Origin of the sequence: Pantoea sp. B_9, from assembly GCF_008632015.1 — a bacterium.
Taxonomy (GTDB): domain Bacteria; phylum Pseudomonadota; class Gammaproteobacteria; order Enterobacterales; family Enterobacteriaceae; genus Pantoea; species Pantoea dispersa.
Map to the genome: position 1 here is coordinate 298,149 of NZ_VWVL01000003.1, position 22,791 is coordinate 320,939.

A 22,791-nucleotide genomic window follows, 5' to 3' on the forward strand; every position below is an offset into this window, starting at 1 on the left:
CTGTTAAGCGGTACCCAGCGCACGCAGCGTGGGGGCAATATGTTCAGCAATTAACGCCACCGAACGCAGCGTATCGGCGTGCGGCGGATCGATAGAGTGCACCTGGAAGGTTATGTCGGTGGCGCGCGTCAGCGTGCTGTCGGCCAGCAGCGAAGCCAGCACCGCGTCGGCATCGCCGATATGCGCATCGAGCTGGCGCGCGTGGCTCTCCAGCGTGCTGCCGGTGATGTCGTGGCCCGCCTTGCGAAACTGCTCCGCCTGGCGCTGCAGGCCGGGTGCGGCAAGGCGACGCGCGTAGTCGTTCGAGTCGGCAACAAACGCGGTGCGTGAAGCCAGGATGCGGGGCGCCACGCCCGACGGCAGCGCCGCGAGATAAGCATCGATCATCGGGTTTTGCAGCTGCTGCAGCGACAGGTCCGGCTGGCCCGCCGGCCGCGGCTGGGTACGCGATAACATCAGCCCGTGACCGGCCTGGCCGGCATGCGTCGCGCCTGCAACGGAAAAGGTGGCGATCCACACACGCTGCGCCAGCGTGGGAGCCGGCGGATAGAGATGATTGTCCGGATGGGCCAGCGTGTCGCCGCGCCACGCGCTGAGCAGCGTATGCAACTGGTCGGCAAACACGCCGGCGCGCTGTTCGCTGGTCAGGCCAAACGGCAAAAATGAGGTTGGCGTGCCGCCGGAGCCGAGCCCCACCTCCAGTCGTCCGTCGCTCAGCAGGTCCAGCACCGCCGCGTCTTCGGCCACGCGCAGGGCATTTTCCAGCGGCAGGGTGATGATGCCGGTGCCGAGGCGGATATGACGGGTGTGCGCGGCCACGTGAGCAAGAAACACCAGCGGTGAGGGCAGCCCGCCTTCTTTTTCATGAAAGTGGTGCTGCGCGATCCAGGCACTGTCAAATCCGCAGCGTTCAGCGTGCTGAATCTGTTCCGTCGCCAGCCGGTAGCGCTGTTGCGCCGTGGTGTCGTCGAGCAGGCGGGTAAAAAAACCGATGCGTTTGCGCGTCATGCAGACTCCTTAATCAGCGGACGGAAAACCGGAATGGCGTCAATCAACGCGCGGGTGTAAGGGTGCTGCGGTGCATTGAACAGTGTGACGGTGTCACCTTGTTCAACCACTTCGCCGGCGCGCAGCACGGTAACGCTGTGTGCCAGTCGTCGTACGGTGGCTAAATCGTGGGTGATAAACAGATACGTGAGGCCCAGCTCGCGCTGTAACTGTTGCAGCAATTGCAGAATCTGCGCCTGCACCGTGACGTCCAGCGCTGACGTTGCCTCATCCAGCACCAGAATCGCCGGTTGCGGGATCAACGCCCGTGCGATGGCGACGCGCTGACGCTGGCCGCCGGACAGCTCGCGCGGCTTGCGCGTCAGCAGATCCAGCGGCAGTGCCACCCGCTGCGCCACCTCGCGCACCCGCTGCTGGCGCGCGGCGGCGCTGAGCGAGCCGAAGTTGCGCAGCGGTTCTTCAATGATGTTAAACAGCGTCTGGCGCGGATCGAGCGAGGTAAACGGATTCTGGTAAACAAACTGGATTTTGCGCCGCAGCTGACGCAGCGCTTCGCCGCGCAGGCTGCTGGCATCAATGCCGTCGATCACCACTTTGCCGCGATCGGCGCGTTCAAAGCCAAGCAGAATGCGCGCCAGCGTGGTTTTGCCGGAGCCGGATTCACCTACCAGCGCGTGCGTCGTACCGCGTGGCACCGTCAGGCTGACCGCTTTCGCCACCGTCAGCGTCTGCTGCCTGCCAAGCGCAAACTGTTTATCGATGGCGTTGAGCTGAATCGCCGGTGTGGAAAAACGGGCTGCGGACGGATAAGGCAGAGCAGTAGCGTCGGGCACCGCGTCCTGTAATAGCTGGCGGGTATAAGGATGCTGTGGCGCGCTGACCAGCGTCGCTGCGCTTCCCTGTTCCTGGATCTCACCGTGACGAAACACCAGCAGACGGTCCGCGCGTTCCGCGGCCAGCGCCAGGTCGTGGGTGACAAACAGCACGGCGGTGGCGAACTCACGGCGTAGCTGGTCGAGCAGATCGAGAATGCGCTTTTGCACCGTAACATCGAGCGCGCTGGTCGGCTCATCGGCGATGATCAACTGTGGTTGCAGGGCGAGGGCTATGGCAATCAGCACGCGCTGCTTCATTCCGCCAGAAAGCTGATGCGGATATTGATGCAGGCGCTGCTCAGGATGGCTCAGCCCAACTTTTTGCAGCAGTTCCAGCACGCGCTGCTGGCGCGCGGTCCGGCTAAGCTTCTGATGCAGCTGCAGGATCTCGCCAACCTGATCGCCAATGGTCTTCACCGGATTAAGCGAATTACCGGGATCCTGCGGCACCAGGCTGATATGCACGCCGCGCACGCTGTCCATGCGCCGGGATGACCAGCCAGCGATATCGGTGCCGTTCAGCAAAATTTTACCGCTATCGCGCCGGGCATTGTCCGCCAGCAGACCGATAATCGCCTGGGCCGTGGTGGTTTTGCCTGAGCCGGATTCACCGACCAGCGCCACCATTTCGCCCGGCTGCAGGGAAAAGCTCACGTTATGCACCACTTCACGCCACACGCCGCGCTGGCGATAGCTGAGGCTGAGGTTTTCCACGCTTAATAGCGCTGTCATGCGTCACCTCCTGCCAGCTGACGGCTGACGCGATTCGCCGCCAGCACCACGGCGACCACCACCACGCCGGGAAAGGTAGTCAGCCACCACGCGGTAGCCAGATAGTTGCGGCCTTCGGCGATCAGCAAACCCCATTCGGGGGTCGGTGGCGGCGTGCCATAGCCGAGAAAGCTGAGGGTTGAGAGCGCCAGAATGGCCTGACCGAACTGCAGTGCGGCGAAGGCAATCACCGCGGTCAGCGAGTTCGGGACAATGTGGCGCCACAGTACCTGCCAGAAACGGCCGCCACTGCCGAAAGCCGCTTCCACATATTCACTGCGGCGAACCCGCACCACTTCGCCGCGCGCCAGCCGGGCAAAACTGGCAATCGAGGCAATGCCCACCGCCAGCGCAGCGTGCACGGTGCCAAAACCCAGCAGGATCAGCAGGCTTAATGACAGCAGCAGCGCCGGGATTGAAAGCAGCACATCAACCAGTCGCATCAGCGCCTGTTCAGTGCGGCCGCCCACGGCCCCGGCCAGGACGCCCAGTGCGGTTCCGCCAGTGAGCCCCATCGCCACCGCCGCGACCGCCGCAGAGAGCGACTGCGAGGCACCATAGACGATGCGCGCCAGCAGGTCGCGTCCGAGTTGATCGGTGCCGAGCCAGTGCGCACTGTGCGGCGCTAAGCGCTGCGCGCCGGCAATGCCTTCGGTCGGGCTATAGTGGGTGAACAGTTGCGGTGCCACGGCCGCCACGAATGCCAGCGCCAGCACCGTCCATGCCAGCCACAAGCCAGGCTGCAGGCGACGGGCACGATCGCGCCGCAAGGCCGGCTGTCCCTGACGCGCGGTAGAGTAATCGACCAGACTCATGAATTTCCTCCGGCTACGGTTTGCAGACGTGGGTCGAACAGCGGCATCAGCAGATCGACCAGCAGGTTGATCAGTACAAACGCCAGTGCGGAGATCATTACTACCGCCTGTAACACCGCCACATCCTGATTGTTGACCGCCTGCTGGGTCAGCTGACCGATGCCGCTTAAGCCGAACACGGTTTCGGTAATCAGCGCGCCCGCGATCAATTCCCCCAGCAGCAAACCGGCCACATTGAGCACCGGCAGCAGCGCGTTGCGCATGATATGGCGCCACAGCACGTGTGGTGCGCTGGCACCTTTGGCGCGGGCCACGGCGACAAACGGCTGAGTAGCAACCTGATCGATGCTGCGCAGCAGTATCTGGGCCAGCGGGGCGGAGATGGGCACGGCGACGGTCAGCACCGGCAGAATCAGCCCCTGCAGGGGCGATGGGTTGATCACCGGGATCCAGCGCAGTTGAAAGGAGAACAGCTGAATCAGCGCGATGCCAAGCCAGAACGTCGGCAGCGAAATAAACAGTGCCGGCAGCGACTGCAATAGCGTACGCAGCAGGCGTAGCGCAGGCAGTCGCGCCAGCGCCGCCAGTACGAAGGCCACCACGCAGGCAACGGCAAATCCGGCCAGCGCCAGCTGCAGCGTGGCGGGCAGATTGCTGCGCAGCAGATCGCTGACCGGCACACCTGCCTGCACCGAGTAGCCAAAGTCACCGCGCAGCATCGCCAGCAGCGTATGCAGATACTGCTGCCAGATCGGGCTATCGGCACCGTAGGCCTGCCGCATCTCTGTAATTTGCTGCGGGCTGAGACCCAGATCCGGATTCTGGAACTTGATCAGCACCGCATCGCCAGGCAGCACCTGCAGCAGCAAAAACGACAGGGTAAATGCCGCCCATAACACCAGCAGGCTTTGCCCCGCTCTATGCAGCAGTGCGTGTCGCATCATCATCCTCTCAATGTTTTTCCAGCCATGCGCCGTAGAACGACGGCCGGCCTACGGCTTCAAAACTCACGCCCTTCAGCCACGGCGCGCCGGCAAACACCTGCGGCTCTTCAAAGATCGGGATCACATAAGCCTGATCCAGCAGATAACGCTGGGCGTCTCCGGTGAGCGCCAGACGTTTCGCCGGATCGACTTCGGCCGAGATTGCCACCAAAAGCTTGTTGAGTTGGTCGTCACGGAAATGCCGGACTTTGTCGCTGGAGCCGCCTTTTTGCAGCAGCGCATCGCGGTTGGCGGGATAAAACATGCTCTTCACCACGTCCGGGTCGGCGCGGCCCACTTCCGAGACCGTGAGCGGGGTTTTTAGCGGATCGAGGTTGTCCAGCGTGCGGCTGCCGGCGTCACCGGCTTTCACCGTGAGCTGGACGCCAACCTGACGCCACTGCTGGGCCACCAGCTGCAGCACTTCTTTGTTCTGCGGCTGCGGCAGCGATTCATACACGGTCAGGGCCAGCTTTTGCCCCGCTTTAGCGCGGATGCCGTCGCTGCCGGGCTGCCAGCCAGCCTCATCAAGCAGTTGTCTGGCGCGGGCGGGATCGTATTTCAGTTTGTCCGCGAGGTTGACATACCCGGCGGCCGAGGCGGCGATCACCGAGGTGGCCTGCGGATAGTTAGGTGAAAACAGGGTTTGCACCACCTGCTGCGCGTTGGTCGCGTGCAACAGCGCCTGACGTACGCGCAGATCGCTGACCAGCGGGTTGTCCGGGCGGAAGCTGATGCTGTCGTTGACGCCACGCGTCGGCGCTGCGTAAACCGGGAACGCCTGCTGCTGCGCCTGTTTTTCGTCATACGCCTGCACCTGGCGAATAAAATCGGCCTGGCCGGCCAGCAGCGCGCCGATGCGCACGCTATCTTCCGGTGTGACGATAAATTTGATACCAGCCAGATTCGCCGGTCCCTGCTGGGTGCTGTTTTTCGGTCCCCACTGGTAATCTTTGCGCGCGGTTAAATCCACTTCCCGTCCAAGCTTTTCATCGCTGACCACAAATGGCCCGGAGCCAATAATATGGCGCGCATCGCCGAGCTGGTCGAAACTGCGCTGCAGCGTGCTAAGAGAAACCAGCCCGGAGCCAATGGTGGCGGTGCCCTGTAAAAATCCAGGTGAGGGCTGTTTGAAATAAAATTTCACCGTCTGGGGATCAATCACTTCGCTGCGTTCGTAATTATTAATCACTTCAGATACCGGCAGGCGCTGGGCTTTATTACCGAGTCCGTAAGTATCAAAGTTTTTCGCTACGGCATTCGCATCCAGCGGCGTGCCATCGGAAAAGGTGACGCCAGGACGAATTTTAAAGGTATATTCCGTTTTATCCGCGTTGCTGCTCCAGCTTTCGGCAATCCACGGTTCCACCTGCAGCGTTTTCGGATTTTGCCACGTCAGTTTGTCGGTGATCTGATTGAGAATGCCGCCGTTGGGATAAAAACCCCCGGCCGGCGGATAAAGATTGGTATGTGCCTGCTGTTCCAGATAAATCAGCGTGCCGCCTTTGACCGGCGTCTCCGCCGCGTGGGCGCTAAATATCCCTGTCAGCAGGGCTAAGCTCAGCGCCCGCAAGTGAAAATGCGTCTTCATGATGATTTCCTTTGTTATCAAGTGCCCGGTGGGCTGAAATCATCATCAAATGTGCAACCCGTGAGTTGAACCAATGAATTGCACTAAGCTTTTGCGAAAATAACAAAAGCGGAGAATTAATTGTATGCCGCAATTACCGGGTTGTTTTCCTGGCTCGATAAAAATTGTTTTTTTCTCAACCTGAAAACCTGCACTGAGGTTATTGCTGCTGCGGATCATTACCGGCTCGCGTAATGTTAACCCGATAGAAAGCGAAATCCGCTTTACGAAAAATCAGGCTTTCATCAACCAGTATTATGACTATTTCTCATTTCCTGATTCGCTTTGCCGATTTAGTTGTTTTACGAAATATAAATCTCCCCGCCACACTAAGCGCCATATTCATCGCAACCCTATTCATCGAAATAAGGAACAGGCGCATGTCATACCGACTGAGTTTGCTCGACAAATCACCGATTGCAGCAGGTGAGAGCGCCACGCAGGCCCTGCATCGCACACTGCAGCTGGCTCAGCGCGCGGAAGCCTGGGGTTATCACCGCTTCTGGCTGGCGGAGCACCACAACAGCGAGCAGCTGGCGAGTCCTTCGCCGGAATTGTTGATTGCCTGGATCATTGGCCAGACCCGGCATATCCGCGTGGGTTCCGGCGGCGTGATGTTGCAGCACTACAGCCCTTATAAAGTGGCGGAAAACTTCAACCTGCTGGCTGCGCTGGCACCTGGACGTATCGACCTGGGCGTGGGGAAAGCGCCCGGCGGGCTGCCGCTTTCCACCCGCGCGCTGCAATTGGGGGTGCACCAGCAGGAGAAAGGCAGCTTTGCCGAACAGCTGGCGCTGCTGGATAGCTGGCTCAGTGTGCCGCCGGTGGGGGATGAGGAGATCCTGCGCGCCACGCCGCAGCCGCCGCGTCCGGCCAATCGCTTTCTGCTCGGAGCCAGCGAAGCGAGCGCCCGACTGGCGGCAGAGCTCGGCTGGCAGCTGGTGTTCGCCGCACACCACAACGGCGATCCGCAACTGATGGCGCAGGTGCTGAACAGCTATCGCCAGCACAGTCAGGGTCAGCGTGCGCTGGTGGCGGTGCAGGTGGTGGTGGCGGATTCGCCGGCAGAAGCTGACCTGCTGGTCGACACACTGCGTATTTATCACGTCAGCGTGACGGGCGGACAGAGCGTTAACGTCGGCAGCATTGAACAGGCTGAGCGCTATGTGCGTCAGGGCGGCTTCAGTGACTACGTGATTGAGCCACGCACGCCGTCGCTGCTGAAAGGGACCGCGGCACAGGTGCACGCGCAGCTTGATGCGCTGCACCAGCGCTACGGCATTGAAGAGTTTGTTATTGATACGCCGGTGGCGGAGGAGCAGGCGCGGGTGAAATCCCTCGAACTGCTGGCGACGCATCGTCTGGTTAGCGCCTGACCGGGAGGTCCTGTGACGATAGTAAACGAACAGCAGCTGATTGACTGGCGGCGCGAGCTGCACAGCTGGCCGGAACTCTCCGGTCATGAAGTGGAAACCAGCGCGCGGCTGCGCCGCTGGCTGCAGCAGGCTGACGTGCGCCTGCTGGATTATCCGCTGCACACCGGCGTGGTGGCGGAAGTGGGTCAGGGCGCGCCCCTGATCGCCCTGCGTGCCGATATCGATGCATTACCGATCCATGAAGCCACCGGGCTGCCTTTTCGTTCACGGCAAGCCGGCGTCATGCACGCCTGCGGTCACGATGTGCACAGTGCGGTGATACTGGGTGCCACGCTGCAGCTGAAAGCACAGGAAGCTCAGCTACCGGGGCGGGTGCGCATCCTGTTCCAGCCAGCGGAAGAGATTGCTCAGGGCGCGCGCCAGTTCATCGACGCGGGGGTGCTGGATCAGGTGCAGGCGATTTTTGGCATGCACAACGAACCGGGTTTGCCCAGGGGCACCTTTGCCACGCGCAGCGGTGCGTTTTATGCCAACGCCGATAAATTTGTGGTGCGCGTGCACAGCACCCGCGCGGACGTGAACAGCATCCTGGTCGCCAGCCAGATTATTCAGGCGCTGCAATCCCTTACCAGCCGCAGCTTTAATACGCTGGACAGTCTGGTGCTGAGCGTCACGCGGATTGATGCGCACAGGCACGACGGTCAGCCGACGGCTGAAGCGGAATTTGGCGGCACGGTGCGCACGCACGATAAACAGGTGCGCGCGCAGCTGGAGCAGCGTGCGCGTGAGGTGGTGGTCAATATCGCCGCCGCCAGCGGTGCCACGGCCACCTTTAGCTGGCATCCGGGGCCGCCGGTACTGGAGAACGACGCCCACTGGGCACAGTTTGCCAGTCAGGTGGCGCAGCAGGTGGGTTATCAGGTGCAACAGGCTGAGCTACACCTTGGCGGCGAAGATTTCGCTTATTACCTGCAGCAGCTCCCTGGCGCGTTTGTCAGCATTGGCAGCGCCAGTGAATTTGGCCTGCATCACGGTGGCTTCAACCCCGATGAAGCGCTGATCGCCCCGGCGGCACACTACTTTAGTCAGCTGGCGCAACAGGCATTGCAGCAGCTAAACGCGCGATGTCGCGACGCCATCATTAACTGATTTTCTTCCATTTCTGGCAGCGCTGTACGGCGATAAGGCTATCGCCGGCAGGCTGCGCCATGAGCAAAGAGAGACGATTATGACTGCAAGACAACTGCGCCTCGGCACCATTCTGCACGGCGCATCCGGCAACATGTCCGCCTGGCGTCATCCGGCGGCGCAGGCGGATGCCAGCATCAGTTTTGATTACGCCCGCCGTATCGCCCGTAAAGCCGAGGCTGGCAAACTGGATTTCCTGTTTGTCGCCGATGGCCTGTTCATCAATGAGAAATCGATCCCGCACTTTCTTAACCGCTTTGAACCGCTGACGCTGCTGTCGGCGCTGGCCGGCGTCACCGAGCATCTCGGCCTGGTCGGTACGGTGTCTACCTCCTACAGTGAGCCGTTCACCGTCGCCCGCCAGTTCGCCAGTCTCGACCATCTCAGCGGCGGGCGCGCGGGCTGGAATGTGGTGACATCGCCGCTGGAGGGCTCGGCAAAAAACTTTTCGCGTCAGCAGCATCCCGAGCATGCGCTGCGCTACCGCATCGCCGACGAATACCTGCAGGTGGTGAAAGGGTTGTGGGATTCCTGGGAAGAGGGCGCGTTTGTGCGCAATAAAGCCAGCGGTCAGTTCTATGCGCCTGACAAACTGCACACGCTGAATCATCACGGTGATTTTTTCCAGGTACAGGGGCCGCTGAACATTGAGCGCACGCCGCAGGGCCGGCCGATTATCTTTCAGGCGGGCGCCTCGGAAGATGGCCGCAAGCTGGCGGCGCGTCATGCCGATGCCATCTTCACTCATCAGCCAACGCGCGAAGAGGCGCAGGCGTTCTACCGGGATGTGAAGCAGCAGCTGGTGGCGAACGGGCGTGAACCGGGCGATCTGCACATTTTCCAGGGCGTCAGTGTGATCGTGGGGGAGGATGACGCAGACGTCGAGCGCCAGTACCAGACCACCGCGGCGCTGGTGTCGATTGAGGATGCACTCAACTACCTTGGTCGCTTCTTTGACCATCACGACTTCTCGCAGTATCCGCTCGACCAGCCGTTCCCGGACATTGGCGACATTGGCCAGAACAGCTTCCGTAGCACCACTGACGAAATCAAACGCAAAGCGCGCGAACACGGCCATACGCTGCGCCAGGCGGCGCTGGAAGCCGCGACGCCGCGTCCGCTGTTTCACGGTACGCCACAGCAGGTGGCGGATGGTCTGCAGCTGTGGTTCGAAACCGAAGCCACTGACGGTTTCATTATTCAGGGCGGCACGCCGGACACCTTCGAGCGTTTTGTTGATCAGGTGATTCCGGTTCTCCAGGCGCGCGGCCTGACGCGTCGCGAATACCCGGGCAGCACGCTGCGCGCCAGCTTTGGTCTGAAACAACCGCTCAACCAGTTCACACCACAATAACGATGAGAAAACACGCTATGCAGAAAAAATCCCTGATTGTGCTGCTGTTACTGAGCCTGAGCAGTGCGGCACTGGCCGAGGACGTGGCCGTCAATGGTCAGCAGGTGAGCCTTGCCGCCAATAAAACGCCCATCAACACGCCAGAGAATCCTGCCGCCGTGGCGCAAATTCCGGCGGGCCACAAATTTGCCGTGCCGGGATCGTTCACCGTGGCGGTGGCGGCACTCAACTCGCCGCCGCTCACGGTATTCAGCGACGACAATAAAACGCTGCTGGGCAGTGAGGTGGATATCGCGCGTCTGGTGGCCGACAGCCTCGGGCTGAAGCTCAACATCGTGCCCACCTCGTGGGAGGACTGGCCGCTGGGCGTGGCATCGGGCAAATATGACGCGGCGATCACCAACGTGACGGTGACCAAAGATCGTAAACAGCGTTTTGATTTTGCCACCTACCGCAAAGATTCGCTGGGCTTCTATGTGAAAACCAGCAGCCCGATTACCTCGCTGAGCAAGGCAGAAGATATTGCCGGCCTGCGCATCATCGTCGGCTCCGGCACCAATCAGGAGGCCATCCTGCTGGCCTGGGATAAAGAGAATCAGGCTAAGGGACTGAAGCCTTTCACACCGGTTTATACCAAAGATGACGCTGCGCAGACGCTGGCGTTACAGGCCGGGCGCGCCGACGCTTACTTCGGCCCTAACGTGATTGGCGCATGGAAAGCGGCGCTGACCAAAAAGACCCGGCTGGTGGGTAGCGTGGACGGCGGCTGGCCGAAGGCGGCGCACATCGCGGTGACGGTGAAGAAAGACAACGGGCTGGTGCAGCCAATCAACACCGCACTCAACGGCGTGATCAAAAACGGTGACTACGACAAGGTGCTGAACCGCTGGGGTGAAGGCGTGGAGCGTCTGGATCGTTCCGAGATCAATCCGCCCGGACTGGGCGATTAAGGAGGCGGCATGAGCCAGCAATTTTTCCGCGAAGTGTCACCGGAAGCGCCGGAGCTGCAGCCGATTCTTGACGGTCTGTTTGGTGAATATGCAGCACGCTACGGCGATTTCTTCAGAAAACACAATGAAGTCGAGCTGACCGAGTGGTATCTGCCGCCGCGCGGGCTGTTCATCGTGCTGGAGCGCGACGGTGAGATCATCGCCATGGGCGCCTACAAACCGTGGGATGCTACCACCGCCGAACTGAAGCGCATCTGGACGCGGCGTGACCTGCGCCGTCAGGGACTGGCACTGCTGATTCTGCAGGAGCTGGAGCGCCGGGCGCTGCGCGCAGGCTATCAGCGCGTGTTTCTCACCACCGGTTTCCGTCAGCCGGAAGCGGTACAGCTGTATATCGGCCACGGCTATCAGCCGCAGTTTGAGCTGCGCGAAGATATGGAGATTTACGGCCAGCCGCCGCACGATGGCCGACTGCGTTTTCTGAAAGTCATTGATGTGCACAACGTGGCGCAGGCCAGCTAAGGAGAGCCACCATGAGTAAGCAACAACCTTTGACCGTGGTGCCGGCACGCTATCCGGCGCGTACCGTCGGTGCCATCATCGCGCTATTTATCCTTGCGGCGGTAATCGATTCCGTGGCCTTTAATCCGCGCTGGGAGTGGAGCGTGTTTGCCCGCTGGTTTTTCGATCCGGTGATTCTTAATGGCCTGGGACAAACGCTGCTGCTGACGCTGTGCGGCACGCTGCTGAGCCTGATATTCGGCGGCCTGCTGGCCCTGGCGCGGCTTTCGTCATCGTGGCTGCTGAGCACGCTGGCGTTTGGCTATATCTGGCTGTTTCGCTCGCTGCCGCTGATTGTGGTGCTGATCATTCTGTATAACTTCTCGTATCTGTACGACACGCTGTCGTTCGGTATTCCTTTCACCGCCCTGTCGTGGGGGCACTTCCAGACCATTAACGTGCTCGGCCAGTTCCCGGCGGCGGTGATTGGCCTGACGCTGGTGCAGAGCGCGTATAGCGCGGAGATTATTCGCGGCGGGTTTCTCGGTGTCGATCACGGTCAGTTTGAAGCCGCTTCGGCGCTGGGATTATCGTCGTCGCGTCGCACGTTTCGCATCATTCTGCCGCAGGCACTGCGCGCGATTATTCCCACCACCTTTAATGAGATCATCAGCCTCGCCAAGGGCACCTCAATGGTGTATGTGCTGGCGATGCCCGAGCTGTTTTACACCATCCAGATGATCTACAACCGCACCCAGCAGGTGATCCCGCTGCTAATGGTCGGGGCCGCCTGGTATCTGATCATCACCACCGTACTGTCGCTGCTGCAGCACAGCGTCGAGCGCTGGCTGGCACGCAGCGTCACGCGTGAACCGCAACCTTCGCGCTGGCGCCAGTGGCGCAACCGCAGCGTGAACCCCGCCGTCAACGAGGAGCTGTCTCATGTCCGAAGCCATTGATTACCGCTATCTGCATACCACCGGCGCCATCAGTATTACCGGCGTCAGCAAGACGTTTGGCCGGCATAAAGCGCTGGATGAGGTGTCGCTTGAGCTGGCTCCCGGTTCGGTGACGGTGATCCTCGGGCCGTCCGGTTCTGGCAAATCGACGCTGCTGCGCACCATCAATCATCTGGAGCGCGTGGATGAAGGCTTTATTCAGATCGATGGCGATTACATCGGCTACCAGCGGCGCGGCGATAAACTCTATGAGCTGAAAGAGAAGGCGATTTTGCGGCAGCGCATCAACGTCGGCTATGTGTTCCAGAACTTCAATCTGTTTCCGCACCTGACGGTGCTGGAAAATCTGATTGAAGCGCCGATTGCCCATCGTCAGCTGTCGCGCCGGGCAGCGATCGATCGCGCCGGTGAGCTGCTGGATGTGGTCGGCCTGCGGCACAAAGCCGATGCCTGGCCGCGGCATCTCTCTGGCGGTCAGCAGCAGCGCATTGCGATTGCGCGTGCGCTGATGCTCAACCCGCGTGTGATGCTGTTTGATGAGCCGACTTCGGCGCTCGACCCGGAACTGGTGGGCGAAGTGCTGGATGTGATTAAAAAGCTGGCGCGATCCGGCACCACGCTGGTGATTGTCACGCACGAGATCGGCTTTGCGCGCGAAGTGGCAGATAACGTGGTATTTATGGTTGACGGTCGCGTGGTTGAGCAGGGCAGCAGCCAGCAGGTGCTGAATCAGCCGCGTCATGAGCGCACCAAACGTTTCCTCGCCCGGGTGCTGTAATGAAGCAAGTGATCATAGTCGCGCTGGCGGGTGCGGTGCTGGCGGCACCCGCGACAGGCGCGCAACAGCTGGACGCCAGTCATAACGAAACGCCGATCACCATGGCGGCCAATCCGCAGGCGATCGCGAAGATCCCCACCGGATTTCATTTTGTTCAACCCGGCTATTTAACCGTCGCCACTTCAGCCAATAATTCACCGCCGATTGGCCTCTGGGCGTCTGATAATAAAACGCTGATCGGCAGCGACCCGGACATTGCGCGCCTGCTGGCCGACAGCCTCGGTCTGAAACTCAGGCTGGTGCCGGCGGCGTGGGAGGACTGGCCGCTGGGCATCACGGCAGGGCGCTATGATGTGGCGATGTTTAATATCGCGGTGACCGAGGAGCGCAAGCAGAAGTTTGATTTCGCCACCTATCGCGCGGATAACCACGCCTTCGCGGTGAAAGCGGACAGTAAAATCAGCGCGATTCGTCGCCGGGAAGACGTGGCCGGCAAACGGATTATCGTGGGCTCCGGCACCAATCAGGAGCGAATCTTACTCAGCTGGGATGAGAAGAATCGGGCGCAGGGCCTGGCCCCGGTGCAACCGATTTATCTCAACGATGATGCCTCCGCCACGCTGGCGCTGCTCTCTGGCCGGGCCGATGCGTCATTTGGCCCGCAGGCCATGGCGGCGTGGAAAGTGGCTTCGCGCGGGCAAACCAAAATTGTCGGGCACGGACCGTTTCGCGCCTGGGTGGCGGTCACCACGAAGAAGGGCAATGGCCTGGACGTCGCGCTGCAGCAGGCGATCAACGGCGCTATTGCTGGCGGCCAGTACCACCAGGTGCTGGCAAGATGGGGTGAAGAGGGCGAAGCAGTAGAGATTTCGCAGGTTAATCCGCCTGGGATTGTTTATCAGGAGAATTAGGGCGGGGTGGCAGAGCGGCGAGATGAGTTTTTATCCGTTCAACAACACAGGCAATAGCGGTAACGGCACAATTCATTGCGCTATGCCGGGAGGGCATGGCGCTTCTGAACATTAGCGCGATAAATCGCGCCGCTACAAGATGTGCGGTTTACAAGCACCAGAATGACACTTCGCACGTAGCGTAGCGGCGCAATTTATTGCGCTATGACGGGATGGGCATGGCGCTTCTGAACATTCGCGCGATGAATCGCGCCGCTACAGTTTCGTGCAATGTGATGTATTGCGTGAGGACACAGCAATCCGTCCACACGTCATCCCGCCCGGTTTATCCTGCTTTTTTTATCCACTGCAATGCTTCGGCGGCGGGCAGCGGGCGGGCAAAATGGTAGCCCTGGAATAAATGGCAGCCCTTATTGCGCAGGTGCTCGAAATACTCCTCGCTCTCAATCCCTTCCGCCAGCACGTTCAGCCCCATCGCGCGCGACAACTCAATGGTCTTTTGCACCACAATCGCCGCCGATTCGTTTTCAAAAATGTGCATGATCAGGGATTTATCAATCTTAATATCATCAATAGCGAAATCACTCAGCGACTTAAGCGAAGAGTAACCGACGCCGAAATCGTCGATCGCCCACTTAATCCCTAACTGGCTGAAGTGGTTAATGACATCCCCAATGCGCTGCTGATCGTAAATAAAGGTGGTCTCGGTAATTTCAAACTTCAGCCGCTCGGGACGGATTTTGTAATGCGACAGCGTCAGCAGCGTGTCATGGGTAAAGTCGCGGTGCATCAACTGCAGCGGGCTGATATTGATGGAAAACACCAGCGGGGGCAGCCGCAGCACGCGATCCCACTCAACGATTTGCTGCAGCATGCGCTCCAGCACCCACTTGCCGATATCGATAATCAGCCCGCTTTTTTCGGCTACCGGAATAAACACTTCCGGCGAGATAAAGCCTTTCTCCGGGTGCTTCCAGCGCAGCAGCGCTTCAAAACCGATGAGATTTTTGTCGCCATCGACCTGCGGCTGGTAATAGAGCTCCAGCTGCTGGCGCTCAATGGCGGACGCGAGCTCGCGCTTGATAAGATCGGTGGCGGAATAATTGCCGCCATAGGTGAACACGGTCGACAGCAATGCCGTCACCGGCACTGCACAATTGAAAACGGTAAAAACGGCTTCCTGCGGAATATTCAGATGGAAACGATTATTTTCCCAGGTCAAACCGGTGGTGACAAAAAACAGATAACACAGCAGGCACAGCAGCGGAAATATTTTACTCAGATAAAAGGATTGCTGGCGCAACACCAGTGCCGAACCGATGATCAAGGCCACCAGATAGTTATATTCTGAACGCTTGCCGGCAGCGTGATGATTATCCACCAGCAACAGCACGATGATGGTAAATAATAACGCATGGGTAATGATCGCCAGATGCCGCTCCAGCCGGTCGCTGAAGGCGCCGATGATGATGTAGCCCCCCAGCGCTATACTGGCGATATACAGACAGCCAATGTCATGATGACCGCGACTGAAATTCAGGGTTGCCATAAAGATACCAGCCACGATACTGGCGACGCCGGCAATCAGCAGCGTCAGGCGGAGCTTTTTTTCCGGGCTATCACCCTGCAGAATGAAGGGCAGATTACGGATGCGCGACCAGGCTGAACTCAACAAAGGGTTCATAAACGGTTCCGGGTTTTATTGTCATGACGCGTGAAGGTGTAAACGCCACATAATATATTTAAGCGAGACGACTGTCATAATTGTTTTCAGATTATTTGCGCGTTAAGCGCGGATTTTTATATTTGACATAAGCGGCGTCAAATAGCGCTATTAACGCATTCAGGTGCAATATTTAACGCCGCCAGCGATAAGCGATGCGCTATACCGGCGAAGGCGCGCGCAGCGCGGCCCGATTGTTCCTCGCCAGTGACGTCGCCGCAGAGTAGAATGACCACGCGGCGCGGCGACAGCGTGCCGGACAATAACAGCCGGAACCGCAGCCGGATACGCGTCACCAGGTTGGACTAACCCACTTTCAACATACTGATTGCAATGAAAATTCGTTTCTTATCTGCTAATGAACTCAAGCTGGCCGAGGTGCGTACCATCCTTGAGCCGGTGGGTGTCGAAGTGGTGCCCATTGCGCGCCGTATTGAAGAGATTCAGACCGAAAATGAGGTGGAGCTGGTTCGTGACAAACTGACTAAAGCCTTTTCAATCATTGGCCGCCCGCTGTTTGTCGAGCATACCGGTCTTTATCTGGATGGGCTCAATGGCCTGCCCGCCGGTCTGACGCGCATCTTCTGGAGCCGGCTGAATGCGGAACGCTTTACCAAACTGGTGAACGGGCTGGACAGTCCGGGCGTGACCGCCAAAACCGTCCTCGGCTACTGTGACGGGCGCAAAATGTACCAGTTTGAAGGCCAGCTGCGCGGCACCATTGCACGAGAGCCGGCGGGGCCGCGTGAGTTTCAGTGGGACTGTGTGTTTATCCCCGAAGGGCACACCCAGACGTTCGCTGAAATGGGCGAACTGAAAAACGAAATCTCGATGCGCCGCCTGGCGCTGGATCGCTTTGCCACCTTTCTGAAAACTTCGCGGGGACTGGCATGAAACCGGAACTCAAACGCGCTTACGATGCCGGCAAACTGATTCTGTTCGCCGGTGCGGGCATCTCACGCAATCTCGGACTGCCGGAGTGGCACGAGCTGATTGCACATCTGGCTAATGAACTGGGCTACGATCCGAAGATCTTCAATACCTACGGCACCCATTTGTCGCTGGCGGAGTATTACAAACAGCGCAAAGGCTCGCTCGGCCCGCTGCGCAGCTGGATGGATCGCGAGTGGCACCGTCCGGACATCGACGTACGCAGCTCTGAAATCCACACCATGATCACTCAGGGCAATTTCTCGCGCATCTATACCACTAATTACGACCGCTGGCTGGAGATGGCGCATGAAGCGCACAACGTGCCGTACAGCAAGGTCGCTAATGCCGCCGATCTGGTGTCGCTGACCGAAGATAAGCGCCATATTATTAAACTCCATGGCGACTTTGACGATGATACCTCCATTGTGCTGGATGAGAGCAGCTACTTTGAGCGGCTCTATTTTGACTCGCCGCTGGATATCAAACTGACCCATGATGTTATGGGTAACTCCGTGCTGTTTGTTGGCTACAGCATCAGCGATTTCAATATCCGTCTGCTGTTTTATCGCCTGACCAAGATGTGGGGCCGCACCGGGCTGGCGACCGCACGGCCTAAATCCTACCTGTTCACCAACCGTAATAATCCGGTGGCGAAAGAGGTACTGGGGCAGTGGGGCATTGAGATGATCGTGTCTGAAGAGGACGATCCGCGCAAAGCGCTGGCAACCTTCCTCGAAGAGCTGCTGGCTTAAACGGCAAGCAGAAACCGTTGGCGAAAAAAAGCCGAATGAAATATACTGTATATAAACACAGTAAATGAGGTGCATCATGGCAGTCGAAACCAAATATGTTGTGGTCAGAAAGGGTGAAGAGAAGATGACGTTTGCCAATAAAAAAGACGCAGATGCATGGGACAAGATGCTCGATATGGCCGACGCGTTCACCGACTGGCTGCAGCAACATCAGCCAGCGATGGATGAGGCCCAGGCCGAAGCGCTGGGCATGCTGCTGGCCGAACAGAAAGACGCGGTGCAACACATTCTGCGCACCAGCAAACTGCCGGACGCGGTGAAAGACAGCGGCGAAACCGCTGCTGACTACAGCGATACGGCTGTGCCGGAAAAAGAGAAGAAGGTGCGTGCGGTCAAAGCCGCCTGAGTAACAGCTTGTTCGCTTTTTACTGCTGCTGAATCCGGGCCAGCCTCTGTGCTGGCCTGGGATCCGTGCTAAGGATCAGTGCGTGAACAGAGAGAAGGTGCCTGAGTAGTAACTGATCATCCACGCCACATACACCAGCCAGACCACCATTAACCCTGCCAGACTCAATTTACCTGCCATGTTGCATTCCTCTTGTTATGCGGCGCGTTGCGCCCGTACGCAATAACCTGACAGCACAACGAAGTGGCGATCTTGCGCCAGATCAAATTCCCTCTTTTTTACTGCATCGTCTTAGCGTTTTTAATGGCGACCCGACGCCACAACAGCGGTTGATGGTTTTCTGATCGGACCTGCCAGGCCATCAAGTTCCCGGATTGTGCGCCGATAGAGTGATTACAGGGATGCAGGTGCACAGGGCGTGATTCTTTTTCAGTAATAAAGTGTCAACACCAGGAGCGCCGACATGGCCACAACCGTATCTAATAAGAAAAAAATGAGCACCCGCACACAAATGCTGCTGACGGGCGCCTTAACCATCACCCTCGGCTTCGCCGTGACTATCGGCGTGCTCAGCTGGCAGTCCAGCAATGAGCAAAAATCGCTGGCGGAAAGTTACTTACAGCAGATTGCGCAGAGTCAGGCGCTGCAAATCCAGCAGGAGCTGAGTTACGCACGCGATGTCGCACACAACCTCGGCCACAGTCTGATTGCCCTGCCGGCTGCCGGCGTGCAGGACCGCAAAGTGGCCGATAAGCTGCTGGTCTCTGCACTGCGTGATAATCCGGACTATCTCTCTATATCGGTCATCTTCGAAGAAAACGCGTTTGACGGACGCGATGCTGAGTTTGCCTCTCAGGCTGGCGCGGCACCTAAAGGACGTTACGCCTATTTCGTCGATCGCGACCAGGGCGGCAATTTTGCCCTGCATCCGCTGACCTCAATCTTTACGCCAGGCCAGGGCGATTACTATCTGCTGCCGCAGAAAAGCCAGAAAGATACGCTGATCGAACCTTATAGCTATGCCTATAACGGTGTGCCAACGCTGCTGACCTCGGTGGCCGCGCCAATTATCAGCCAGGGCAAACTGTGGGGCGTGGTGACGTCCGATATCTCACTGGCGTCATTGCAGGAAAAAGTGAACAGCATCAAACCGTGGGAAGGCAGCGGTTACGCCATGCTGCTCTCCAGCGCGGGCAATGTGGTGTCTTATCCGGACAAAAGCCAGACCAGCAAAGCCTGGAAGGGCGACACACATAATTTCAGCAGCACGGTCACCGAACAGCATGACGCTATTCTGGGCGAGGATGCGCTGGTAGCCTGGCGGCCGGTGGTGATCGGTAACAGCGATCAGAAATGGTATCTCGGCGTGGTGGCCCCGGTGAGCAAAGTCATGGAAGCGGCGCACCGTCAGCTGATTAACGCGGTGATTTTAATGGTGATCAGCATCCTGGTGGTGTGCGCACTGCTTGGGCTGGTATTTAGTCGCAAAGTGCTGAAGCCGATTGGCGGTGAGCCACTGACCGCAGCCACCATTGCGCTGGCGGTGGCCGATGGCAAACTGGATAACGCTATCCCGCTGAAAGCGCGCGACAGCAGCAGTCTGTTCTTCGCCTTGCACACCATGCAAAACCAGCTGCGCGAGATTGTCGGGCAGATTCAGGATGCCAGCGCGTCGGTGCGCCAGGGCGCAGGTGAAATCGCCAGCGGCAACCTCAACCTCGCGTCACGTACCGAAGAGCAGGCGGCCGCGCTGGAACAAACTGCCGCCAGCATGGAGCAGATTACCGCGACGGTGAAACACAACGCTGCTAACGCGCATCAGGCGACGACGCTGACCGATAACGCCACGCACATCGCCAGCCGCGGTGAGTCACTGGTGGGCCAGGTAGTGCAGACCATGGCGCAAATCGACGACAGCGCGAAGAAAATCGGCGACATCACCGCCATTATCAACAGCATCGCCTTCCAGACCAACATTCTGGCGCTCAACGCCGCGGTTGAAGCGGCGCGCGCCGGGGAACAGGGACGCGGTTTTGCCGTGGTGGCGTCGGAAGTGCGTAATCTGGCACAGCGCAGCGCCAATGCGGTGAAGGATATCGCTGCGCTGATTGAAGAGTCCGGCCAGCGCGTCGGCAGCGGTGTGCAGCTGGTGCAGGATGCCGGTAAAACCATGCAGGAGATGACGCAGGCGGTGAACTCGGTGCGCACCATTATCGGCGAGATTGTTACCGCGTCAGACGAGCAGGCGCGCGGCATCAGCCAGGTAACGATCGCGGTGAACGAGATGGATGGCACCACCCAGCAGAACGCCGCGCTGGTCCAGCAGATGTCAGCCGCCGCCAGTTCGCTGGAAGACCAGGCGGCACAGCTGGCGCATACCGTGGGACGTTTTCACCTCAGCTGAGGTCGGTGACAGATCGCCGGCACGCGGCGTAAATCAGGACGGTCGCCACATCAGGCGACCGTTTTATTCCTTTCATCCGTTTCGCCGTGACGGCATCATGCGCAGCAACGTATTGTCTTTAATCAGATAATGATGCACCAGCGCGGCCGCCGCGTGCAGACCAATCAGCCAGTAGCCGTAGGGCGCGAGGGTTTCGTGCCAGTCGCTCAGCATATCGGCAAAGTCAGGATCCGGGCTGGCGCTGACCGGCATCGGAATCGCAAAAATCCACCAGTTACGGCCCATGTAAAAGCGCGAAAGAATGCCAAGAATCGGCAGCACGATAAAGAACAGATAGATCGCCAGATGCATCAGATGCGCCAGTCCGGTTTGCCAGTGTGGCGGCTGGGGTTCGATTTTCGGGCTGCGATGGCGAAAACGCAGCACAATGCGTGACAGCATCAGCAACAGCACACAACTGCCGGCGCTGAAATGTCCGACGATCATGGTGTAGCCTTGCCAGGATCCGCGCGTGAATAAGCCGCGAAACTCCATGGTGCAGTAAGCGGTGGCCACCAGTACCAGCGTCAGCCAGTGAATAAAGATTTGCGCAGGGGCATATTTGTTACGCATAGCCAGTCCGAAAATAAGCGGTGTGGGATGCTTAACATAGCGAAAAACGCGCTGAATTAATTCATTTTTTGCCACATCCCGTTCGGCTTACTGTTCGGCTGCCTGCAACAGCTGACGCAGCAGGGTGGCAAGCTGCTGCTGCTGCCGATCGTCCAGCGTGGCCAGCAGCGCGTTCTGCGTTTGCGTATGCACCTGCAGCGCCTGCTCAATCTTCGCCAGCCCGGCCGGCGTCAGCGTCACCAGCGTGCTGCGCTTATCATCGGCATCGGCAACACGCGCAATCAAGCCCTCTTCTTCCAGCCGGTTAAGCCGGTTGGTCATGGCACCGGAGGTGACCAGCAGCGATTTGTAGAGCTGCGTGGGCGACAGCCGGTAAGGTGCGCCGGCACGCCGCAGCGTCGCCAGCACATCAAATTCGCCGTCGCGAAAACCAAAGGGCGCCAGCGCCTCAGCGCGCTTTTTCGCCAGAAGCTTCATCAGGCGCAGCATGCGGCCAAAAATCGCCATGGAAGAGGCGTCCAGCTCCGGCATGGCGCTGGCCCATTGCGCAACGACAAAATCTACGTGGTCAGTCATGTCAATTCTCATCAGTTCACGGCGGGCAATGTGTCGCTTTGTGCGCACCCGCTATCGTTCTTCCGCAAAGTATCTTAACGTTAAGATACTTTGGTGTATGGAGACAGAATGTGAATCGTACCTTACCTGCTATTGGCTTGTTTGCTTTACTGGTTTTTGTAGTGGCGTTGAATTTGCGTCCGGTGATGGCGGCCATCGGACCGCTGTTCCTGCAACTGCAGCACGATGCAGATCTCAGTGCCACGCAGCTGAGCCTGCTGACGACGCTGCCGGTCATTATGATGGGGCTGGCGGCGCTGGCCGGACCGCTGCTGCTGCGCAGGCTGGGTGAAGCGCGCGGCATTACCGCTGGCCTGATAGTACTGGTGTTCGCGGGTGGCGCGCGTGGCGTCGATCACAGCGCCGCCATGCTAACCGCCAGCGCGCTGCTGGCCGGCTGCGGCATCGGGCTGATCCAGGTGCTGATGCCCGCGCTCATTAAACGTCACTTCGCCTCGCGTGCCGGTACGCTAATGGCACTGTTCACCACCGGTATTATGGCCGGAGCCGCAGTGGCCGCTGCCAGCGCCGCGCCGCTCGCCAGCCATGCCGGACTGACGATCGCCCTGATGCTGCCGTCGCTACCGGCGCTGATCGCATTGATTCTGTGGCTGCGCCTGCAGCCTGTGACCACGAGAGTAAACACGCCACCGGCCGGCGGCGTACACCGCACGCCGCGCGCCTGGCTGTTGATGCTGTTTTTTGGCATCGGCACCGGTGCTTACACGCTGGTGCTGGCGTGGCTGCCGCCATTTTACATGCAACACGGCTGGCTGCCGGCGCAGAGCGGCTACGTGCTGGGCGCATTAACCCTGACCGAAGTCGCCGCCGGATTTATGCTCTCCGCGCTGATTCATCGCTGCCGCGATCGCCGCTGGCCGCTGCTGCTGGTGCTGGCTTCCCTCCTGCTGGGGCTGATCGCACTGCTCTGGCTGGGCGGCGAACGCGCCTGGTTGCCGACGCTGCTGCTGGGATTGGGGATCGGTGCGCTGTTTCCGCTATCGCTGATTGTCACGCTTGATCATGCCCGTACGCCGGAAGAAGCCACTGCGCTGCTGTCGTTTGTGCAGGGCGGCGGCTATATGCTGGCCGCGCTGATGCCGCTGATAGCCGGCATCGTGCGCGACCGCGCGGCATCGCTCGACAGCGCGTGGCAGATCATGGCGGCGGGCGTGCTGCTACTGATGCTGATGGCGCTGCGACTCAAACCCCAGCGATAACGGCAGGAAACCATTGTCAGGCGGGGT

21 protein-coding genes are annotated in these 22,791 nt (G+C 59.3%); 13 read left to right on the forward strand and 8 right to left on the reverse strand.

Features of this window, described 5'->3' with window-relative positions; genetic code table 11:
- Positions 1-3: 3 nt before the first annotated feature.
- From F3I21_RS11630 to F3I21_RS11650, 5 genes are read right to left on the reverse strand one after another with little or no spacing between them, the layout of a single operon-like run.
- On the reverse strand, positions 4-1,008 hold the full coding sequence (locus F3I21_RS11630) for a putative FMN-dependent luciferase-like monooxygenase (protein WP_150058961.1): 1,005 nt from the start codon (positions 1,006-1,008) through the stop codon (positions 4-6).
- The gene (locus F3I21_RS11635; RefSeq protein WP_150058962.1) at positions 1,005-2,615 is read right to left on the reverse strand and encodes an ABC transporter ATP-binding protein; all 1,611 of its coding nucleotides are present in this window, start codon (positions 2,613-2,615) and stop codon (positions 1,005-1,007) included. Before F3I21_RS11635 ends, F3I21_RS11630 begins: the two co-directional genes overlap by 4 nt.
- Positions 2,612-3,469, reverse strand: a complete 858-nt coding sequence (locus F3I21_RS11640; RefSeq protein ID WP_058770236.1) for an ABC transporter permease — start codon at positions 3,467-3,469, stop codon at positions 2,612-2,614. The genes F3I21_RS11635 and F3I21_RS11640 overlap by 4 nt, the downstream gene beginning before the upstream one ends.
- Positions 3,466-4,410 (reverse strand): ABC transporter permease, encoded by a 945-nt coding sequence (locus F3I21_RS11645; protein WP_190286100.1) that lies wholly within the window; start codon positions 4,408-4,410, stop codon positions 3,466-3,468. The genes F3I21_RS11640 and F3I21_RS11645 overlap by 4 nt, the downstream gene beginning before the upstream one ends.
- Positions 4,411-4,420: 10 nt before the next feature.
- Positions 4,421-6,043 carry a TIGR04028 family ABC transporter substrate-binding protein gene (locus F3I21_RS11650; RefSeq protein ID WP_150058963.1) on the reverse strand — a complete coding sequence of 541 codons (1,623 nt, stop codon included), beginning with the start codon at positions 6,041-6,043 and terminating at the stop codon, positions 4,421-4,423.
- Between the two features lie 419 nt (positions 6,044-6,462).
- Here F3I21_RS11650 and F3I21_RS11655 point away from each other — a divergent pair, with 419 nt between their 5' ends.
- The 8 genes from F3I21_RS11655 to F3I21_RS11690 all read left to right on the forward strand — a co-directional run bounded on the left by F3I21_RS11655 (position 6,463) and on the right by F3I21_RS11690 (position 14,099).
- Positions 6,463-7,458, forward strand: a complete 996-nt coding sequence (locus tag F3I21_RS11655; RefSeq protein ID WP_150058964.1) for an MsnO8 family LLM class oxidoreductase — start codon at positions 6,463-6,465, stop codon at positions 7,456-7,458.
- A gap of 18 nt (positions 7,459-7,476) precedes the next feature.
- Positions 7,477-8,607 carry an amidohydrolase gene (locus F3I21_RS11660; protein WP_370515522.1) on the forward strand — a complete coding sequence of 377 codons (1,131 nt, stop codon included), beginning with the start codon at positions 7,477-7,479 and terminating at the stop codon, positions 8,605-8,607.
- Between the two features lie 79 nt (positions 8,608-8,686).
- A complete protein-coding gene (locus F3I21_RS11665) occupies positions 8,687-10,000 on the forward strand; it encodes an LLM class flavin-dependent oxidoreductase (protein ID WP_058770232.1) in 1,314 nt (437 codons plus the stop codon).
- Positions 10,001-10,017: 17 nt separating this feature from the next.
- Positions 10,018-10,950 (forward strand): ABC transporter substrate-binding protein, encoded by a 933-nt coding sequence (locus F3I21_RS11670; protein ID WP_058781522.1) that lies wholly within the window; start codon positions 10,018-10,020, stop codon positions 10,948-10,950.
- Positions 10,951-10,959: 9 nt separating this feature from the next.
- Positions 10,960-11,472 (forward strand): GNAT family N-acetyltransferase, encoded by a 513-nt coding sequence (locus F3I21_RS11675; protein ID WP_021509059.1) that lies wholly within the window; start codon positions 10,960-10,962, stop codon positions 11,470-11,472.
- An 11-nt stretch (positions 11,473-11,483) separates the two neighbouring features.
- Positions 11,484-12,410 carry an amino acid ABC transporter permease gene (locus F3I21_RS11680; protein WP_021509060.1) on the forward strand — a complete coding sequence of 309 codons (927 nt, stop codon included), beginning with the start codon at positions 11,484-11,486 and terminating at the stop codon, positions 12,408-12,410.
- Positions 12,394-13,188 (forward strand): amino acid ABC transporter ATP-binding protein, encoded by a 795-nt coding sequence (locus F3I21_RS11685; protein WP_021509061.1) that lies wholly within the window; start codon positions 12,394-12,396, stop codon positions 13,186-13,188. The genes F3I21_RS11680 and F3I21_RS11685 overlap by 17 nt, the downstream gene beginning before the upstream one ends.
- On the forward strand, positions 13,188-14,099 hold the full coding sequence (locus F3I21_RS11690) for an ABC transporter substrate-binding protein (protein WP_150058966.1): 912 nt from the start codon (positions 13,188-13,190) through the stop codon (positions 14,097-14,099). The genes F3I21_RS11685 and F3I21_RS11690 overlap by 1 nt, the downstream gene beginning before the upstream one ends.
- A 325-nt stretch (positions 14,100-14,424) precedes the next feature.
- Here F3I21_RS11690 and F3I21_RS11695 read toward each other — a convergent pair whose 3' ends face one another.
- Positions 14,425-15,783: a bifunctional diguanylate cyclase/phosphodiesterase gene (locus F3I21_RS11695; protein WP_150058967.1), complete on the reverse strand. Its 1,359-nt coding sequence runs from the start codon at positions 15,781-15,783 to the stop codon at positions 14,425-14,427.
- A 372-nt stretch (positions 15,784-16,155) separates the two neighbouring features.
- On the opposite strand from F3I21_RS11695, the gene F3I21_RS11700 reads away from it, so the two are divergent.
- The 4 genes from F3I21_RS11700 to F3I21_RS11715 all read left to right on the forward strand — a co-directional run bounded on the left by F3I21_RS11700 (position 16,156) and on the right by F3I21_RS11715 (position 20,317).
- Positions 16,156-16,716, forward strand: a complete 561-nt coding sequence (locus F3I21_RS11700; protein ID WP_010618047.1) for a non-canonical purine NTP pyrophosphatase — start codon at positions 16,156-16,158, stop codon at positions 16,714-16,716.
- The gene (locus F3I21_RS11705) at positions 16,713-17,507 is read left to right on the forward strand and encodes an SIR2 family protein (RefSeq protein ID WP_010618046.1); all 795 of its coding nucleotides are present in this window, start codon (positions 16,713-16,715) and stop codon (positions 17,505-17,507) included. The genes F3I21_RS11700 and F3I21_RS11705 overlap by 4 nt, the downstream gene beginning before the upstream one ends.
- Before the next feature lie 76 nt (positions 17,508-17,583).
- Positions 17,584-17,913 (forward strand): YebG family protein, encoded by a 330-nt coding sequence (locus tag F3I21_RS11710; protein WP_150058968.1) that lies wholly within the window; start codon positions 17,584-17,586, stop codon positions 17,911-17,913.
- Positions 17,914-18,376: 463 nt separating this feature from the next.
- Positions 18,377-20,317, forward strand: coding sequence for a methyl-accepting chemotaxis protein (locus F3I21_RS11715; protein WP_021509066.1), 1,941 nt, complete (start codon positions 18,377-18,379; stop codon positions 20,315-20,317).
- A gap of 72 nt (positions 20,318-20,389) precedes the next feature.
- Here the strand turns inward: F3I21_RS11715 and cybB are convergent, their stop codons facing one another.
- Both cybB and F3I21_RS11725 read right to left on the reverse strand, forming a co-directional pair.
- Positions 20,390-20,929 carry a cytochrome b561 gene (cybB, locus tag F3I21_RS11720; protein ID WP_031280003.1) on the reverse strand — a complete coding sequence of 180 codons (540 nt, stop codon included), beginning with the start codon at positions 20,927-20,929 and terminating at the stop codon, positions 20,390-20,392.
- Positions 20,930-21,016: 87 nt separating this feature from the next.
- Positions 21,017-21,505 carry a MarR family winged helix-turn-helix transcriptional regulator gene (locus tag F3I21_RS11725; RefSeq protein ID WP_150058969.1) on the reverse strand — a complete coding sequence of 163 codons (489 nt, stop codon included), beginning with the start codon at positions 21,503-21,505 and terminating at the stop codon, positions 21,017-21,019.
- 110 nt (positions 21,506-21,615) lie between these two features.
- Between F3I21_RS11725 and F3I21_RS11730 the strand changes: the two genes are divergently transcribed.
- Positions 21,616-22,764 carry a CynX/NimT family MFS transporter gene (locus tag F3I21_RS11730; protein WP_223815665.1) on the forward strand — a complete coding sequence of 383 codons (1,149 nt, stop codon included), beginning with the start codon at positions 21,616-21,618 and terminating at the stop codon, positions 22,762-22,764.
- Positions 22,765-22,791: the final 27 nt, after the last annotated feature.